We start from the raw sequence: 17,182 nt of genomic DNA on the forward strand, positions 1-17,182 counted from the left end.
TGACCGAGCGCCTCCGCGGGCCTGGGAGAAACGTAGGGGACGCGGAGCGCCGTCGACGGCCAGGGGCGGAAGGTTCTCAGCCTCCGAGCGGCGCCCGGAGGCCGACCCGCACCGCGTGCCGCTCGCCCCCGACGTCGACCTGGAACCCGCCCTCGGCCAGCCAGGCCGCCGTGACCGGCTCGTCCCGGCGCAGGAGGGCGAGCCCCACGCACGAGCCGACGGTCTCGCCCCAGGCCGCGCTGGTCACCTGCCCGACCGGCTCGCCCTCGTGCAGCACCAGCTCGCCGCCCCACAGCACGGGCCCGGACGACAAGGCGGCGAACGACACCACCCGCCGACGTGGCCCGGGACGCGACAGCCGCTCCCGGCGGGCGGCGAGCGCCTCGCGTCCCAGGAACGGCTTGTCGCCCCGCAGGGCGGTGGCGAAGACGAGGCCCGCCTCGACGGGCGTCCAGTCCGGCGTCAGCTCCCGCCCGAAGGCGCGGTAGCCCTTCTCGAGCCGCAGCGACTCGATGGCGGAGTACCCCGCGTCGACCAGCCCATACGGCGCTCCCGCCGACCCGAGCGCGTCGTACACCTCGACGGCGTCGGCGACCGGGACGAGCAGCTCCCAGCCCAGCTCCCCGACGTACGTCATCCGGGTCGCCCGGACCGTCCGGTCGGCGATCCGGACCTCCCGGCTGGTCGCGAAGGGGAACCCCTCCTCCGACAGGTCCGCCGGCGTGAGCTCGGCCAGCAGCTCCCGCGAGCGCGGACCCATCACCCCGAGCACGGCGTACCGGTCGGTGACATCGGTCGCGTGGACCGGGTGCCCCACCGCGGCGCTCTGCCGCCGGATCCAGTCGAGGTCGCGGATCGTCGTCGCCGAGCTCGAGACCAGGAGGAACGAGTCGTCCCCGGTGCGGGTGACGGTCAGGTCGGCCTCGTAGCCGCCGCGGGCGTTGAGGAACGGCGTGTAGACGCACGCGCCGACCGGGACGTCGACGTCCGCGGCGCAGATCCACTGCAGGGCGGCGAGCGCGTCCGGCCCCTCGAGGAGGTACTTCGAGAACGACGTCTGGTCGAAGACCGCGACCGCGCTGCGACAGGCCCGCTGCTCCGCGGCCGAGGCGTCCTGCCAGCGCGGACGCCCCCAGGCGTAGTCCAGCTCGTCGGGGCCGAAGACGAGCGGGCGCTCCCATCCCATCCGGGTCCCGAACAGTGCCCCTCGCCCCGCCAGGCGCTCGTGCAGGGGCGAGGTCCGCTGGGGACGGCCGGACTCGAGCTCGCGGTTGGGCCACGGGACCGCGTAGTGCAGCCCGAGCACCTCCGCGACCCGTGAGCGCAGCCACCGGTTGTCGCCGTGGAACGGCGCGAACCGGCGTACGTCGACGCCCACCAGGTCGTCCTGCGGCTCCCCCGCCACGATCCACTCCGCGAGCGCGCGGCCGGCGCCTCCCGCCGACGCGATGCCGACGGAGTTGAAGCCGGCGCCGACGAAGAAGCCGTCGAGCTCGGGTGCCTCGCCGAGCAGGAACTGGTTGTCGGGCGTGAACGACTCCGGGCCGTTGTAGAACTTCCGGACCCCTGCCTGCTCCAGCGCCGGGATGCGCAGCAGCGCCTCGTCCATCAGCACCGAGAAGTGGTCCCAGTCCTCCTCGAGGAGCTGGAACTCGAACGGGTACGGCAGGTCGTCCGGCGAGCGCCAGGGCTTGGCCTCGGGCTCGAACCCGCCGACGACGAGGCCGCCGACCTCCTCCTTGAAGTAGGTCCAGCCGTCGGGGTCGCGCATGATCGGCAGATCCGGGTGGCAACCCTCGATCGCCTCCGTCACGACGTAGAAGTGCTCAGCCGAGTGCAGCGGCACCGTCACCCCGACCAGGTCGCCCAGCGCCTTGGCCCACTGCCCGGCGCAGTTCACCACCACCTCGGCCTCGACGCTCTGCTGTTGTCCGGCGGCCTCGGTCCGCACACCGGTCACCCGACGCCACCCGTCGCGCTCGACGACGTCGAAGCCGGTCACCCGGACCCGCTCGACGATCCGCGCGCCTCGCTGCCGCGCGCCCTTCGCGAGCGACTGGGTCAGGTCCGTCGGGTTGACCTTGCCGTCGCCCGGCAGCCAGAGCGCACCGAGCAGGTCGTCGACCCGCATGGGCGGCCACAGCTCCTGCGCCCGCCTCGGCGTCACCAGCTCGCACGGCAGGTCGTACGCCGCCGCGTTGGCCGCCGTACGACGCAGCTGCACCAGGCGGTCCTCGGTGCGAGCCACGATCACGCCGCCGACGTTGCGGTAGCCCGTCGCGAGGCCGGTCTCGGCCTCCAGCCCGGCGTACAGCTCGGCGGAGTACTGCACCAGCCGCGTCCCTCCCTCCGAGGCGCGCAGCGGCCCGACCAGCCCGGCCGCGTGCCAGGTGGTCCCGCCGGACAGCCGGCCCTGCTCCAGCAGGAGCACATCGGTCCAGCCGAGCCTCGTGAGGTGGTAGGCCACCGAGGTGCCGACCACGCCACCCCCGACGATGACCACGCGGGCGCGCGACGGGAGCTCAGCCACCGGTCGCCACCGCCTCCAGCAGCCCCGGGAGATCCGGACCACGGAAGGTCGCCACCGCCTTCTCGTAGCGCTCCATCCCCCAGCCGTGGAAGTCGAAGTGGACCGGGCTGGTGGCGGCCTGGATGAAGCCCCACAGCGACCAGCCGTACTCGCTGCACAGCGCCTGCACGCGCACCCGGGCGAGGTCGGCCGGCGTCGGGTCGCCGAAGTACGCCGCCGTCCAGGCCTCGGTCTGCTCGGGGGTGAATCCGCACTCGGTGCTGGTGTTGCCGAGCTCGAAGCAGGCGTCACCGGTGCCGGAGTACTCGTAGTCGATCAGCCGTACGGCGTGCCCGTCGTCGACGAAGTTCGCCGCCAGCAGGTCGTTGTTGCACGGCACGCCCGGCCGCGGAGAGGCGGCGAGCGCGCGTCGTACGTCGGCCCACGCGTCCGCGTGGTCGTCGTACGACGGGGGCAGGGCGAAGCCGTGCTCCCGCACCGTGGCGAGGTACGACGCCTGCCGGGCGAACATGTCGAACGTGCCGGTGAACGCCGGCCCGGCGTGCAACCGGCGGCACGCGCTCGCGGCCCGGCGCAGCACCCCGGGATCGGCGAAGTCGGCGTCCTGCAGCGTGCGGCCCGCCAGGAAGCCGATGACCAGGATCCCGAGGTCGGGCCGGTACTCGACGACCGGCGCGCCCACCCCGGCAGCGGCGGCCGCGACCGTGTTGGCGTGCTCGGCGTCCCGGTCGATGCCGAGCAGGCCGGGGTTCCCGTGCGAGCACCGAACGACGACGTCGAGCGGCGGCCCGTCGTCGGTCGTGGTGACCCGCAGGTTGCGGTTGGTCAGGCCGCCGGGCAGGTCGGACACGGCCACGGACCGCCCCGCCAGGCAGGCGAGGCGGTCCAGGCCGATCGTGTCGGTCGTGTCGGTCACCGGGTCAGGAGAGGCCTAGTCGTCGAACGCCTCGACGACGGCCTGGTCGATCGTGTGCTTCGGGCCGGCGAACCAGTGCCGGGCCGAGGCGAACCACCAGATCGTCAGCAGCAGCAGTGCCCCGAGGGTGACGATCGGCGCGTAGTTGACGAACTTCCACTCGAACTCGTCGCGGAACGGGTTCGCGGCCGGCGTCGACGGCATCATCAGGAAGAGTGAGACGACGACGATCTCCAGCACCGCGATGGGGTTCATCCACTTGTACTTGCTGCCGTTGGTCCACGCCCCCTCCTCGAACGCGTCGCCCATCCGCCAGCGCAGGAAGATCGGGATCGCGAAGGCGAGGTACAGGCCGATGACCGCGATCGAGGTGACGGCGTAGAACGCGAGCGGGACCGGGGTCCCGTTGACGTCGACCTCGATCAGCGCGGGCAGGGTCAGCACCGCCGCCGCCACCCCGACGAAGAGCACCGCGTTCGCGGGTACCCGGGCGGGCGTCAGCTTCTGGAAGATCGACGACCCCGGGATCGCGCCGTCCCGGCTGAACGCGAAGGTCATCCGGGAGGCCGAGGTCATGCACGAGGTGGCGCAGAAGAACTGCGCCGACGCGGAGATGAACAACACCAGGGTCGCCCAGTTCTGCCCGAGCGCCTCCAGGAAGATCGGCTGGACGCCCGACCCGGCGAGCGCGTTGTTGGGCTGCCCGGTCGCGGGGTCGTCCGGGATCGCGAAGACCACGCAGAGCAGCAGGATGTAGCCGCCGAGGACCGAGTAGAAGATCGAGCGCCAGATCCCCTTCGCGGCCGCCTTCGACGCCTCGGCGGTCTCCTCCGACAGGTGGGCGCACGCGTCGAACCCGGTGATCGTGTACTGCGTGAGCAGGAAGCCGAACGGCACGATCGCGAACCAGAACGCGAGGTTGGTCGTGCTCCCGTCGGCGTACCCCGAGTTGTTGAAGCGCTCGGTGAACACGTAGCTGAAGCTCTGGTGCTGGTCGGGCACGAAGAGCAGCACCAGGACGATCGCGCTGGCGCCGACGACGTGCCACCACACCGAGACGTTGTTCATGATCGCCATCAGGTGGCCGCTGAAGATGTTCAGCACCGAGACGAGGGCCAGCACGATCACGAAGATCACGAACACCCGGGTCAGCGAGTAGTCGCCCGCGAACGAGTCCGAGTAGGTGCTGATCGTCAGGTCGATGAAGGTCGCGCAGCCGTACGACACCCCCGCCGTGACGGCGACCAGGCCGATGAGGTTGAGCCAGCCGGTGAAGAAGCCGGCCGCCGGTCCGCCGAGCTTGGCCGCCCACCAGTAGATGCCGCCCGAGGTCGGGTACGCCGAGACCAGCTCCGACATCGTGAAGCCGATGATCAGGATGAAGACGCCGAGGATCGGCCACGACCACGAGATCGAGATCGGCCCGCCGTTGTTGAAGCCGGCGCCGAAGTTCGTGAAGCAGCCGGCCAGGATCGAGATGATCGAGAAGGAGATCGCGAAGTTCGAGAAGCCCGACCAGGACCGGTTCAGGTCCTGCTTGTACCCGAGCTTGGCCAGGTGCTTCTCGTCCTCGGTGAGCTCCAGGACTGAGTGATCCGAGATCGGTTCGTGTGCTTCGGGCATGGTGCACTCCTCCGGGAAGGCTCGTGCGAATGTGAATCGGACGCTAGACCCGCCCGGAATCGGGTGTCCAGAGGTCTCCCCAAAAATGGTTTGAACTCAGACCATTGCGCGATCCGCTCTCGATCCAGAGGATGGGCGGGTGACCGCTTCCCCCGAGCACCCGCTCCCCGAGGTCGTCCTCCGACCCGTGCGCGGCCACCACGCCTTCGAGGCGTGCGTCGAACGACTCGCCACCGCCATCCGCCTGGGTGTCTACCCGCTCGGGTCGACGCTGCCGCCCGAGCGCGAGCTCGCGACCCGGCTCCAGGTCTCCCGGGCGACGCTGCGCGAGGCGATGGCCGCGCTGCGCCAGGCCGGGCTGGTCGAGACCACCCGCGGTCGCGGCGGCGGCACCGTCGTGACCCTGCAGCCCCGGACGCCCTCCGCCCGAGCCGCGGCCCGGGTCTCCCCCGAGCGCCGCGCCGACTGGCTCGACGCGCTCGAGTTCCGGCGGGTGGTCGAGCCGGGCGCCGCCGGGCTCGCGGCCGGTCTGCCGCTCGACGAAGCCTCCCGCGACCGCCTGCAGCGTGCCCTCGACGACGTCACCTCGGCTCGTCGGCCGGCTGCCCACCGGCAGGCCGACTCGCGCTTCCACCTCACCATCGCCGCGCTCACCGGCTCGACGCGGACGGTCGAGGCGGTCACGTCGGTGCAGGCCACGCTGCACGAGATGCTGCTGGCCATCCCGGTCCTGGACGCCAACATCGCGCACTCCGACCGCCAGCACGCGGCCGTCGTACGCGCGATCCTCGACGGGCGACCCGAGCGCGCCCGCCGCGCCATGGAGGAGCACTGCGACGACACCGCCGCGCTGCTGCGCGGACTGGTCGGATAGGAGCACGGATGCACTTGCGCAACGACCGGCACCTGAGCATGGACGCCCTGGTCCGCCGGATCGAGACCGGCCAGATCGACACCGTCATCGTGGCCTTCACCGACATGCAGGGCCGCCTGCAGGGCAAGCGCCTGCACGGCCGCTACTTCGTGGACCACGTCGTCGAGCACGGCACCGAAGGCTGCAACTACCTGCTCGCTGTGGACGTCGACATGAACACCGTCGACGGCTACGCCATCTCCTCGTGGGAGAAGGGGTACGGCGACATGGAGTTCGTCCTCGACGAGCGGACGATCCGGCTGCTGACCCACCTCCCGGCGACCGCGATGGTGCAGTGCGACCTGGTCTGGCCGGCGGACGACGACGGCGCCGAGCACGAGCCCGTCGTCCAGTCCCCGCGGGCGATCCTCCAGGCCCAGCTCGACCGCTGCGCCACCCACGGCTGGACCGCCCTGGCCGGCACCGAGCTGGAGTTCATCGCCTTCGACACGTCGTACGAGGACGCCCACCGCTCGGACTACCGCGACCTGACGCCCGCCAACCAGTACAACGTCGACTACTCCATCCTCGGGACCAGCCGGATCGAGCCGCTGCTGCGCGCCATCCGCAACCACATGTACGACGCGGGCCTCGACGTCGAGGGCGCCAAGGGCGAGTGCAACCTCGGCCAGCACGAGATCGGGTTCCTGTACGCCGACGCCCTCACCACCGCCGACAACCACGTCGTCTACAAGAACGCCGCCAAGGAGATCGCCGCCCAGCAGGGCCGGTCGGTCACCTTCATGGCCAAGTACGACGAGCGCGAGGGCAGCTCGTGCCACATCCACCTGTCCCTGCGCGGCACCGACGGCGAGCTGGTGTTCTGGAAGGACGGCACCCGCACCCCGCTCTACGACCGGTTCGTCGCGGGCGTCCTGGCGACGATGGCGGACTTCACGCTGCTGTTCGCTCCCAACGTGAACTCCTACAAGCGCTTCGCCGACGGCTCGTTCGCGCCGACGACGATCGCCTGGGGCCGGGACAACCGCACCTGCGCGGTCCGACTCGTCGGCCACGGCGCGGGCGCCCGGATGGAGAACCGGGTGCCGGGCGCCGACACCAACCCGTACCTCGCGCTGGCCGCGATGATCGCGGGCGGCCTGTACGGCATCGAGCAGGACCTCACCCTCGGACCGGAGCTGGTCGGCAACGCCTACACCTCCGACCTGCCCCGGGTTCCGTCGACGCTGGCGGCCGCGCGCGAGGCGTTCTCGTCGTCGGTGATCGCCCGGGACGCGCTCGGCGACGCCGTCGTCGACCACTACACGAACATGGCCGACGTGGAGCTCACCGCGTTCCGGGCCGCCGTCACCGACTGGGAGCTGCGGCGCGGCTTCGAAAGGCTGTAATGGTCTCGACAAGCTCGACCGACGAGGTGCACACCGTCATCAACCCGGCCACCGCAGCACCGGTGACCGACGTCCACCTGGCATCCGTCGAGGAGACGGATGCCGCGATCGAGGCCGCCCACGCGGCCTTCCCGGCCTGGCGGGCGATGCCCCCCGGCGAGCGCGCCACCCTGCTGCGCCGGTTCGCCGCCGTCGTCGACGCACACGTCGACGAGCTGGCGGGGCTCGAGGTCCGCAACGCGGGCCACACCTGGGGCAACGCCCGGTGGGAGGCGGGCAACGTCCGCGACTGCCTGAACTACTACGCCGGCGCCCCGGAGCGGCTCTTCGGTCGCCAGATCCCGGTCGCGGGCGGCGTCGACGTGACGTTCCACGAGCCGCTCGGCGTCGTGGGGATCATCGTCCCGTGGAACTTCCCGATGCCCATCGCGGGTTGGGGCTTCGCACCGGCGCTCGCGGCGGGCAACACGGTCGTCCTGAAGCCGGCCGAGCTGACGCCGCTGACGGCCGTCCGGCTCGGCGAGCTGGCCCTCGAGGCAGGGCTCCCCGAGCACGTCCTGACGATCGTCCCCGGCAAGGGCTCGGTGGTCGGCGAGCGGTTCGTCACCCACGAGCTCGTCCGCAAGGTCTGCTTCACCGGCTCCACGGAGGTCGGGAAGCGGATCATGCGGGGCTGCGCCGACCAGGTGAAGCGGGTGACGCTCGAGCTCGGCGGCAAGAGCGCCAACATCGTGTTCGCGGACGCCGACATCGCGGCGGCGGCCGCCAGCGCGCCGTACGCCGTCTTCGACAACGCGGGCCAGGACTGCTGCGCCCGCTCGCGGATCCTGGTCGAGCGTTCGGCGTACGACGAGTTCCTGAGCAGGCTCGAGCCGGCCGTGCAGGCGCTGCGGGTGCTCGACCCGAGCGACGAGTCGTCCGAGATGGGTCCCCTGATCTCGGCTCAGCAGCGGCAGACGGTGACCGGCTACCTCGACGAGGTGGACGTGGCGTTCGCCGGATCGACGCCGGGCGGTGACGGGTTCTGGGTGCCGCCGTCCGTCGTCACCGTCGACGACCCCGCCGCGCGGATCTGGCGCGAGGAGGTCTTCGGCCCGGTCGTCGCGGTGATGCCGTTCGACGACGAGGCCGACGCGGTGGCGAAGGCCAACGACACCGAGTACGGCCTGTCGGGCTCGATCTTCACCAACGACCTCGGCCGCGGTCTCCGGGTCGCGCGCGCCGTCGAGGCGGGCAACCTCAGCGTCAACTCGCACTCGTCGGTCCGCTACTGGACCCCCTTCGGCGGCTACAAGCAGTCCGGCCTCGGGCGCGAGCTCGGGCCGGACGCCCCGATGGCGTTCACCGAGGAGAAGAACGTGTTCATCGCCCACTGACCCCGGTGGTCGAGCAGTGAGGGCCACCAGGCCCGAACGCCCGTCGAGACCCCCGCACCCGAAAGGAAACCCCACCACCATGGCAGGACGCATCCAGGACCGGGTCGCGGTCGTCACCGGCGGCTGCTCGGGCATCGGCCTGGCGACGGTCCAGCGCTTCGTCGAGGAGGGAGCCAAGGTCGTCGTCGGCGACATCGACGACGAGCGCGGCCACCAGCTGGTCGGACAGCTCGGCGGCGAGTCGGTGGCGACGTACGTCCACGTGGACGTGACCGACCAGGAGCAGGTCGAGGCGCTGTTCCGGACCACGAAGGACACCTACGGCTCGGTCGACATCGCGTTCAACAACGCCGGCATCAGTCCGCCGGAGGACGACTCGATCCTGGACACCGACCTGGACGCCTGGCGCCGGGTCCAGGAGGTCAACCTGACGTCGGTCTACCTGTGCTGCAAGGCCGCGCTCCCCCACATGCTGGAGCAGGGCCGCGGCTCGATCATCAACACGGCCTCGTTCGTCGCCGTGATGGGGGCGGCGACGTCGCAGATCTCCTACTCCGCCTCCAAGGGCGGGGTGCTGTCGATGACCCGCGAGCTGGGCGTCCAGTTCGCCCGACAGGGGGTGCGCGTCAACGCCCTGTGCCCCGGCCCCGTCAACACTCCGCTGCTGCAGGAGCTGTTCGCCAAGGACGCCGAGCGCGCCGCGCGCCGGCTGGTGCACGTGCCGATGGGTCGCTTCGGCGAGCCCGAGGAGATGGCGGCGGCGGTGCTGTTCCTGGCCTCCGACGACTCCTCCTTCATGACCGCCAGCACCTTCCTGGTCGACGGCGGCATCTCGGGCGCGTACGTCACCCCGCTGTGAACGCCCCGCTCATCGGCCTGACGACCTACCGCGAGCACGCGGCGTGGGGGGTCTGGCAGCAGCGCGCGGACCTGCTCCCGACCCAGTACGCCGAGGCGGTCGAGGCGACGGGCGGCGTACCCGTGCTGCTGCCGCCGCAGGCGTCGGCCGCGGCCGAGGTCGTCGTCGCCCGCCTCGACGGGCTCGTGATCAGCGGCGGGGCCGACGTCGACCCGGCGCGGTACGACGACCTCCCGCATCCCCGGACCGCGGCCTGGCGGCCCGACCGGGACGCTTGGGAGCTCGCCCTGCTCGACGCGGCCGAGTCGCGGGGTCTGCCGGTCCTCGGCGTGTGCCGGGGCATGCAGCTGATGGCCGTGCACGCGGGCGGGACGCTGGACCAGCACACCCCGGACCTGGTCGGGCACGAGGAGCACAGCCCCGGCGGCGACGCGTTCGGGAACGTCGCGGTCGACATCGTCCCCGGCACCCGGCTCGCCGGGCTGGTGGGTGACCGGCTGGAGGTGAGCTGCCACCACCACCAGTCGGTGCGGACACACCCGGGGTACCTCGCCGTCGCGCGGGCCGATGATGGCACGCTGGAGGCCATGGAGGACCCCCGCGCCCCGTTCCGCCTCGCCGTGCAGTGGCACCCCGAGACCGCCGCCGACGTCGGCCTGCTCGCGGGCCTCGTGCGCGCGGCGGCGTCGTACGCCGCGGACGGCACCGGCCGGTGAGGCCGCGGCCGCAGGTCCTGCTCAGCGCGCACCGCTGCGGGGCGGGCGGCGACAAGGAGCTGGAGAACACCCGGGTCGCGCTCGACCGGGCGCTCGCGCTCGGGGTGGAGTACGTCGAGTTCGACGTGCACCGCTGTGCCGACGGCGAGCTGGTGCTCTTCCACGACGACTGGATCACGGTCGAGGGCCAGAAGACGTGGCTGCGCGAGGCGACCTCCGAGCAGTTCGCGGCGTACGCCCCGCACGCGATGCGCTACGACGAGGTGCTCGAGGCGCTGGACGGCCGCGCCCACGCCCACATCGACCTGAAGTTCAGCTCGCCGGGCGGGGTCCACGAGGTCGCCGCCGTCCGGCGCGCCGTCGAGGTGCTCGGCGTGGAGCGGATCGTCGTCACCACCCTCGACGACCGGTCGGTGCGGGCGGTCCGGGAGTGGTCCGACGCCGAGGGGCTGCCGGTCCTGGCCGGGCTCTCGCTCGGCCGCCGGGTGCGCGGGTTGCCGCTGCGGGCCGCCGTCCGGATCCGGCTGTCCGAGCTCTTCCCGCGACTGCGCTACCGCGCCTCGCTCGCCAACGTGATGGTCGCCAACCACACCCTGGCCAGGTACGGCGTCGCCCGCTTCGCCCGCAAGCGCAACCTGCCGCTGCTGGTGTGGACCATCGACACCGAGAAGTCGCTGCACTACTGGCTCAAGCCCGGCCGCGCCTGGCTGGTCACCACGAACCATCCCGACCTGGCGCTCGAGGTCCGGGACCGGCGGGCTGCCAGACTGCGCGCATGACCGTGACCGACGTCCTCGGCGAGCCCTACGTCGCCGAGACCCTCGAGCTCGCGCCCGACGACGAGGGCGAGGTGGTGGCGACGCTCGTCCACCGGCCGTCCGACACCCCGTCCGGCCGCGCGGTGCTGCACGTCCACGGCTTCGCGGACTACTTCTTCCACACGGCGTACGCCGAGTGGTGGACCGAGCGGGGCTACGACTTCTACGCCATCGACCTGCGCAAGTACGGCCGGTCGCTGCGCGAGCACCAGACGCCGACGTACGTCGCGAACCTGGAGGAGTACTTCGAGGAGCTGGACGAGGCCTGGCGGCTGGTCACCGAGCGCGACGGCCACGACCACGTGGTCGTCTCCGCGCACTCGACGGGCGGCCTGACGGCGTCGCTGTGGGCGGACGCGCGCCAGCCCGAGGCGCTCGCCGGACTGGTCCTCAACTCCCCCTGGCTGGACTTCCAGGCCGGCCTGCTGATGCGGACCGTCGGCACCGCGGTCGTCAAGCAGATCGGCGCGCGCAAGCCGCTGCGCGAGATCCCCCGCAAGGTCAGCGGGCTCTACGGGCGCAGCCTGCACCGCGACCACGACGGCGAGTGGGACTTCGACCTGGTCTGGAAGCCGCTGGAGTCGTTCGCGGTCACCACCGGCTGGCTGCGCGCCATCCGGATCGGCCACTCCCGGCTCCAGCGCGGCCTCGCCGTCCCGTGCCCGGTGCTGGTGCTCTCCTCCGGAGCCTCCGCCAGCCCGGTCGAGATGGGTCCCGACGTGCACGGCTTCGACATCGTGCTCGACGTCAAGCAGATCCGCCGCTGGTCGACCGCCGTCGGCCCGCACGTCACGTACGTCGCCGTCGAGGGCGCCCGCCACGACGTGGTGCTCTCCCTCCCCGAGCCCCGGGCGCAGGCCTACGCCGAGATCGACCGTTGGCACACCGCCTACGTCGCGCCGAGGAGGCAGTAGTTGCGCGTCGAGTCGGCGTCAGGGGCGGAAGGGCTCGCCGGCGAAGGTCTCCCTGGTGACGAACTCCGCGACCTCCCGGCGCTTGAGGCGGGTCGGCTGCGTCTCCGGCCGACCGAGCGGTACGACGGCCGCGAGCGCGAACTGCTCCGGCACGCCCAGCAGGTCGCGGACCGCCGGCTCCTGGGCGACGGCCATCGTGGTGATGGTCCCGCCGTACCCCTCGCTGCGGGCGGCGAGGAGCACGTTCCAGACCAGCGGGTAGACCGAGGCGCCGGCGACCACACCGACGCGGTCCAGGTCCTGGTCCGTCGCGGCGACCACGCCGAGGTCGACGAGGAAGACCAACACCGCCCCAGCGGTGCGCAGGGGCTCCGTGAACGACTCCGGGACCCGGGTCCCGGCGATCTCGTCCGCACTGGGCGTCGGCGGTTCGAGCGGGTTCCACGGGCTCTGACCGGCGTCCGTCTGGGCGACGTACCGACGGACGGCGGGTGCGTTCAGCTCCGCGAGCCGCTGCCGGGTGGCGGCTTCGCGGACGACGATCACGCGGGTCCCCTGGCGGTTCCCCCCGCTGGGCGCGAACCGGGCGTTGTCGAGGATCCGGTGCAGCACCTCGTCGGGCAGCGGGTCCCCGGTGAGCTTCCGCGCCGCGTGGGTGGTCCTCATCGCGTCGTACAACTCCATGGGGCGAGCGTGTCACGTTAGGGTCCCGGCCATGAACTCTGTGACCGGGCTCTCCCTGGGCCGCATCACCCTCGGTGCCGTCGCCCTCGCCGACCCGCAGCGCGCCGGACGACTCCTCCAGCTCGACCCGGCGAACAACCCGCAGCTGTCCTACCTCTCCCGGATGTTCGGCTCCCGCGAGATCGCCCTCGGCCTCGCCACCCTGGTGGCGACCGGCAAGTCCCGGCGCAACCTGATCCTGCTCGGCGCCCTGGTCGACCTCGCCGACGCCGGCACCGGCTACCTCGGCATCCGCGAGGGCTCGGTCTCCAAGCAGACCGGCGGCGCGCTCATCGCCCCGGCCTTCGGCGCGGTCGCCGCCGGACTGCTCGGCCTGCGGCGCTCGAAGGGCTGAGCGCAGGCGGCCTCGCGGCTCAGAGCAGGAACGAGACCACGGCGACCAGGCCGACGACGACGATGACGCCGCGCAGCACCGTGGGGTGCAGGCGCCGGCCGATCGTCGCGCCGAGCTGACCGCCGATCACCGCGCCGATCCCGATGAGCAGGACGATCCACCAGTCGACGTCGGCGACGAAGACGAACAGCAGCCCCGCGACCCCGTTGACGACGGCGGCGAGCACGTTCTTCACGGCGTTGAGGCGCTGCAGCGACTCGTCGACCCCGATCCCGAGGATGCCCATCAGGATCACGCCCTGGGCGGCGCCGAAGTAGCCGCCGTACACGCCCGCGAGCGCGGTCGTGGGCCAGATCCACCACGGGTCGGGGTGGTGGTCGGTCGCCGCGGCGGCCCGGCGCGCCGCGACCCGGCGCGAGAGCCGGGGCTGCACGATCACCAGCGCGATCCCGAGCGCGATGAGGACGGGTACGACGGCCTCGAACGCGTCCGCGGGCAGCACGAGCAGGAGTACGGCGCCGATCAGGCCACCGAGGAACGACCCGCTGACCAGGCGCAGCACGCGGGCGCGCTGGCCCACGAGCTCGCGCCGGTAGCCGACCGCGCCCGAGATCGAGCCGGGCACCAGACCGATGTTGTTGGAGACGTTCGCGGTGACCGGCGGGACACCGAGGGCGACCAGGGTGGGGAACGTGATCAACGTCCCCGACCCCACGACCGCGTTGATCCCGCCGGCGGCGACACCGGCGAGCAGGATCGCGACCGCCTCGAGGAAGGGTGGCACGCCCTAGGAGGCCGGGGCGTCCGGGTCCGGGCCGACGTCGTCCGCCGCCGCCGACCGGGTCGGGTTCGCGGCGGACGCGGCCGCGGCGATCGCCGCCTCCACGGCCTCGTTGGCCTTCGTGACCTCGCTGTCCTCGCTGCGGCCGGCAGGCTCCGACGGACCCATGTCGACCCGCTTGGTCGGACCCTCGACGTTGTCGGGGATGCCCTGCAGGCTGTTCATCGTCGACCCGAGGCCCTCGAGCGCCTTGCCGATCTCGCTCGGCACGATCCACACCTTGTTGGCGTCGCCCTCGGCGATCTTCGGCATCATCTGGAGGTACTGGTAGGCCAGCAGCGACTGGTCCGGTCGCCCGTCGTGGATGGCCTGGAAGACCGTCTGGATGGCCTGGCCCTCACCCTGGGCGCGCAGGATCGCCGCCTCGCGGTCGGCCTGCGCCCGCAGGATCTGCGACTCACGGTCACCCTCGGCCGAGAGGATCGCGGACTGCTTCTGGCCCTCCGCGGTCAGGATCGAGGCCTGCCGCTGACCCTCGGCGGTGAGGATGGCGGCCCGCTTGTCGCGGTCCGCGCGCATCTGCTTCTCCATCGTGTCCTTGATGGAGGCCGGCGGGTCGATGCTCTTGATCTCGACGCGCGCGACGCGGATGCCCCACTTGCCGGTGGCCTCGTCGAGGACGCCGCGCAGGCCGGAGTTGATCGAGTCGCGGCTGGTCAGCGTCTGCTCGAGGTCCATGCCACCGACGATGTTGCGCAGCGTCGTCTGGGTGATCTGCTCGACCGCCTGGATGTAGTTGGCGATCTCGTACGTCGCCGCGACCGGGTCGATGACCTGGAAGTAGATGACGGTGTCGATGTCGACGGTCAGGTTGTCCTCGGTGATCACCGAGCTGGGCGGGAAGCTCACGACCTGCTCGCGCATGTCGATGAGGTAGCGGACCCTGTCGATGAACGGCATCACGATGTTCAGCCCGGGCGGCAGGGTCTGCTTGTACTTGCCGAACCGCTCCACGATGCCGGCGCGCGCCTGCGGCACGATCCGCACCGTCTTGGCCATCACCGTGACGAGAAACAGGAACAGCAGGCCCAGCAGGATCAGATAGATCACGAGGCCGCTCCTTTCCGGAGGCTAGGGGTCGAGGCGAGGAACAGGGTGGACGTAGGCCGTGGCGCCGCGGATCTCCAGGACCTCCACGGTCTCACCCGGCTCGATGGCCAGCGTCTCGTCGTACGGCGACGCCGACCAGAGCTCCCCGGCGAGGCGGACCTGGCCGACCTCGTGACCGGAGATGCGGGTCACGGCGAGTCCCTGGCTGCCGACCAGCCGGCCGTGGCTCATGGTGAGCTCCGGGCCGCCGCCGTGCAGGCGCTTGATCAGCGGCGGGCGCAGCAGCAGGAGGGTGGCGGCGGACGCGCCGATCGCCAGCAGGAAGGACACGATGAAGGCCGCGCCCAGCGCTGAGGAGGTCATGCCGACCAGCGCCCCGAAGGCGAGCATCGCGAAGATCAGGTCGAGGCTGAAGACCTCGACCACGCCGAGCGCGATCGCGGCGCCCAGCCAGCCCGCCCACTGGTTGTCGCTCAGCCAGTCCATGACCGGACCCTACCGGCGCCTGGTGCGGCGTCGGGCCGCCCAGCGGCCGTCCTGGTGGCTGACCATCAGCGGCATGCCGAAGGTGGCGGAGAGGTTCGCCTCCGTGAGCACCTCGTCGAGCGGTCCGGCGGCCGTCACCCGGCCCTGGCGCAGCAGCAGGGCGTGGGTGAACCCGGGCGGGATCTCCTCCACGTGGTGCGAGACCAGCACGGTCGCCGGCGAGTCGGGGTCGTAGGCGAGCACGGACAGCGTGGCGACGAGGTCCTCGCGCCCTCCCAGGTCCAGGCCGGCGGCCGGCTCGTCGAGCAGCAGCAGCTCGGGGTCGGTCATCAGCGCCCGGGCGATCTGGACCCGCTTGCGCTCCCCCTCGCTCAGGGTGCCGAAGGTGCGGTCGCGCAGGTGGCTCACCCCGAGCTCGCGCAGGAGCCCGTCCGCGCGCCCGTGGTCGAGGTCGTCGTACTCCTCGGTCCAGCGGCCGACCACGCCGTACGACGCAGACACGACGACGTCCTGCACGCTCTCGGAGCGCGGGATGCGCTCGGCGAGCGCGGCGCTGGTGAGGCCGATCCGCGGCTTCAGCTCGAACACGTCGACGGTGCCGAGCACCTCGCCGAGGATGCCGGCGACGCCGTCCGAGGGGTGCATCTGGGCGGAGGCGATCTGGAGCAGGGTGGTCTTGCCCGCGCCGTTCGGGCCGAGGATGACCCATCGCTCGTCCTCCTCGACGGTCCAGCTGACCCGGTCGAGCAGGGTGGCCTGGCCGCGCCGGATGGTGACGTCGGCGAAGTCCAGCACGGCACTCATGGCGGCAACCCTATCGAGGCCCGGTCGGGAGCCTCCGGTCGCCCGGCGTAGTGTCGACGGCCGTGACCGCCTCCCTCCCGGCCGCCGCCCGTCTCGCCTGGTGGGGTACGGCGTGGCTGCGTGGCCACGTGGTGCCGGACCTCGTCGTGGATGCCGTCGTCGGCGACGACGCGACCCACGTCGTGGCCGCACTCGACCAGCTCGGGCTCGGTGGCGACGAGGCGGCCGAGTCCCTGGTGATCGGGCTCGGGCGGCTGCGCGCCGAGGGCTCCACGGCTCTCGGCGCGGCCTTTCCGGTCGAGGGCGACCCCGTCGGCCTGGGCGGTCCGCGGGCCTTCAACGACGCCGCGCTGGACGCGGGCGAGGCGGTCGTGGCCGTCGGCACCGGGATCGGCCTGGTGCCGGTGCGCGTCGGCGCGGCGATCACCTGGGTCGCCCACCGCGCGGAGCGGCGCCAGCTCCCGGACGTCGGCGAGGCCGACCGCGGCCTGCGCGCCGCCCTCCTCGCCACCGCCGACACGCTCGCCGACCTCGACGTCGCGCGCTGGCGCCCCGAGGTGGCGGACCGGCTGATGAACCTCCGCCACCGCGACCCCGTGACCGCGCCGGACGGCGTCCCCGCCCGCTGCGTCGAGCTCGCCGCGCGCGGCCTGCAGGCCATGGAGATCGTCGACCTCGCCCTCGAGGACGACGGCGGGGCGGTGTCGGCGTCCGAGATCGAGGCCCGCCGCGCGGCCCTGACCCCCCTCGCCCGCGCCGGCCGTCGGGCGCTGGTGGCGGCCTGCTCCCCGGAGGTCTGGCCGCCCTCCTGAGGTCGTGACCGGAGGAGTGTCCGGAAGCCGCAATTGCGGCCGTAGGACAGGCCCGAGCGTGGATTCCGTGCCCAACCGCTGCAATTGCGGCCGTGGG

The 17,182-nt window shown here is 72.2% G+C and carries 17 protein-coding genes; 9 read left to right on the forward strand and 8 right to left on the reverse strand.

The features are described from left to right. Window positions 1–76 precede the first annotated feature (76 nt). The 3 genes from VMF51_RS17360 to VMF51_RS17370 are packed head-to-tail and all read right to left on the reverse strand — an operon-like array spanning window position 77 to window position 5,069. Window positions 77–2,530 carry an FAD-dependent oxidoreductase gene (locus VMF51_RS17360; protein WP_325475711.1) on the reverse strand — a complete coding sequence of 818 codons (2,454 nt, stop codon included), beginning with the start codon at window positions 2,528–2,530 and terminating at the stop codon, window positions 77–79. Next, window positions 2,523–3,446, reverse strand: coding sequence for an LPS biosynthesis choline kinase (locus tag VMF51_RS17365; protein WP_325475712.1), 924 nt, complete (start codon window positions 3,444–3,446; stop codon window positions 2,523–2,525). Before VMF51_RS17365 ends, VMF51_RS17360 begins: the two co-directional genes overlap by 8 nt. A 15-nt stretch (window positions 3,447–3,461) precedes the next feature. Then, window positions 3,462–5,069 carry an amino acid permease gene (locus tag VMF51_RS17370; RefSeq protein WP_325475713.1) on the reverse strand — a complete coding sequence of 536 codons (1,608 nt, stop codon included), beginning with the start codon at window positions 5,067–5,069 and terminating at the stop codon, window positions 3,462–3,464. 139 nt (window positions 5,070–5,208) lie between these two features. Between VMF51_RS17370 and VMF51_RS17375 the strand changes: the two genes are divergently transcribed. The 7 genes from VMF51_RS17375 to VMF51_RS17405 all read left to right on the forward strand — a co-directional run bounded on the left by VMF51_RS17375 (window position 5,209) and on the right by VMF51_RS17405 (window position 12,014). Continuing rightward, window positions 5,209–5,943, forward strand: coding sequence for a FadR/GntR family transcriptional regulator (locus tag VMF51_RS17375; RefSeq protein WP_325475714.1), 735 nt, complete (start codon window positions 5,209–5,211; stop codon window positions 5,941–5,943). An 8-nt stretch (window positions 5,944–5,951) separates the two neighbouring features. After that, window positions 5,952–7,331: a glutamine synthetase family protein gene (locus tag VMF51_RS17380; RefSeq protein WP_325475715.1), complete on the forward strand. Its 1,380-nt coding sequence runs from the start codon at window positions 5,952–5,954 to the stop codon at window positions 7,329–7,331. Then, entirely contained in the window at window positions 7,331–8,707 is a 1,377-nt protein-coding gene (locus VMF51_RS17385; protein ID WP_325475716.1) for an aldehyde dehydrogenase family protein, read from the forward strand. Before VMF51_RS17380 ends, VMF51_RS17385 begins: the two co-directional genes overlap by 1 nt. A gap of 79 nt (window positions 8,708–8,786) precedes the next feature. Further along, complete coding sequence (locus VMF51_RS17390; protein WP_325475717.1) at window positions 8,787–9,566, forward strand: 3-oxoacyl-ACP reductase; 780 nt, start codon at window positions 8,787–8,789, stop codon at window positions 9,564–9,566. After that, window positions 9,563–10,282, forward strand: coding sequence for a gamma-glutamyl-gamma-aminobutyrate hydrolase family protein (locus tag VMF51_RS17395; protein ID WP_325475718.1), 720 nt, complete (start codon window positions 9,563–9,565; stop codon window positions 10,280–10,282). Before VMF51_RS17390 ends, VMF51_RS17395 begins: the two co-directional genes overlap by 4 nt. After that, window positions 10,279–11,061 (forward strand): glycerophosphodiester phosphodiesterase, encoded by a 783-nt coding sequence (locus VMF51_RS17400; protein ID WP_325475719.1) that lies wholly within the window; start codon window positions 10,279–10,281, stop codon window positions 11,059–11,061. Before VMF51_RS17395 ends, VMF51_RS17400 begins: the two co-directional genes overlap by 4 nt. After that, window positions 11,058–12,014 (forward strand): alpha/beta hydrolase, encoded by a 957-nt coding sequence (locus VMF51_RS17405; RefSeq protein ID WP_325475720.1) that lies wholly within the window; start codon window positions 11,058–11,060, stop codon window positions 12,012–12,014. The genes VMF51_RS17400 and VMF51_RS17405 overlap by 4 nt, the downstream gene beginning before the upstream one ends. An 18-nt stretch (window positions 12,015–12,032) precedes the next feature. Here VMF51_RS17405 and VMF51_RS17410 read toward each other — a convergent pair whose 3' ends face one another. Then, window positions 12,033–12,698, reverse strand: coding sequence for a nitroreductase family protein (locus VMF51_RS17410; RefSeq protein ID WP_325475721.1), 666 nt, complete (start codon window positions 12,696–12,698; stop codon window positions 12,033–12,035). 31 nt (window positions 12,699–12,729) lie between these two features. Here VMF51_RS17410 and VMF51_RS17415 point away from each other — a divergent pair, with 31 nt between their 5' ends. Continuing rightward, window positions 12,730–13,092, forward strand: coding sequence for a DUF4267 domain-containing protein (locus tag VMF51_RS17415; protein WP_325475722.1), 363 nt, complete (start codon window positions 12,730–12,732; stop codon window positions 13,090–13,092). A gap of 19 nt (window positions 13,093–13,111) precedes the next feature. On the opposite strand, the gene VMF51_RS17420 is transcribed toward VMF51_RS17415, so the two are convergent. From VMF51_RS17420 to VMF51_RS17435, 4 genes are all read right to left on the reverse strand, one after another. Beyond that, on the reverse strand, window positions 13,112–13,876 hold the full coding sequence (locus tag VMF51_RS17420; protein WP_325475723.1) for a sulfite exporter TauE/SafE family protein: 765 nt from the start codon (window positions 13,874–13,876) through the stop codon (window positions 13,112–13,114). A gap of 3 nt (window positions 13,877–13,879) precedes the next feature. Next, complete coding sequence (locus VMF51_RS17425; RefSeq protein ID WP_325475741.1) at window positions 13,880–14,932, reverse strand: SPFH domain-containing protein; 1,053 nt, start codon at window positions 14,930–14,932, stop codon at window positions 13,880–13,882. A gap of 72 nt (window positions 14,933–15,004) precedes the next feature. Beyond that, the gene (locus VMF51_RS17430; RefSeq protein WP_325475724.1) at window positions 15,005–15,469 is read right to left on the reverse strand and encodes an NfeD family protein; all 465 of its coding nucleotides are present in this window, start codon (window positions 15,467–15,469) and stop codon (window positions 15,005–15,007) included. Between the two features lie 9 nt (window positions 15,470–15,478). Continuing rightward, window positions 15,479–16,273, reverse strand: coding sequence for an ABC transporter ATP-binding protein (locus VMF51_RS17435; protein WP_325475725.1), 795 nt, complete (start codon window positions 16,271–16,273; stop codon window positions 15,479–15,481). A 62-nt stretch (window positions 16,274–16,335) separates the two neighbouring features. Here VMF51_RS17435 and VMF51_RS17440 point away from each other — a divergent pair, with 62 nt between their 5' ends. Next, window positions 16,336–17,085 carry a hypothetical protein gene (locus VMF51_RS17440; RefSeq protein WP_325475726.1) on the forward strand — a complete coding sequence of 250 codons (750 nt, stop codon included), beginning with the start codon at window positions 16,336–16,338 and terminating at the stop codon, window positions 17,083–17,085. Window positions 17,086–17,182 lie beyond the last annotated feature (97 nt).

Origin of the sequence: Nocardioides sp., from assembly GCF_035503875.1 — a bacterium.
In the GTDB taxonomy this organism is placed as follows: domain Bacteria; phylum Actinomycetota; class Actinomycetes; order Propionibacteriales; family Nocardioidaceae; genus Nocardioides.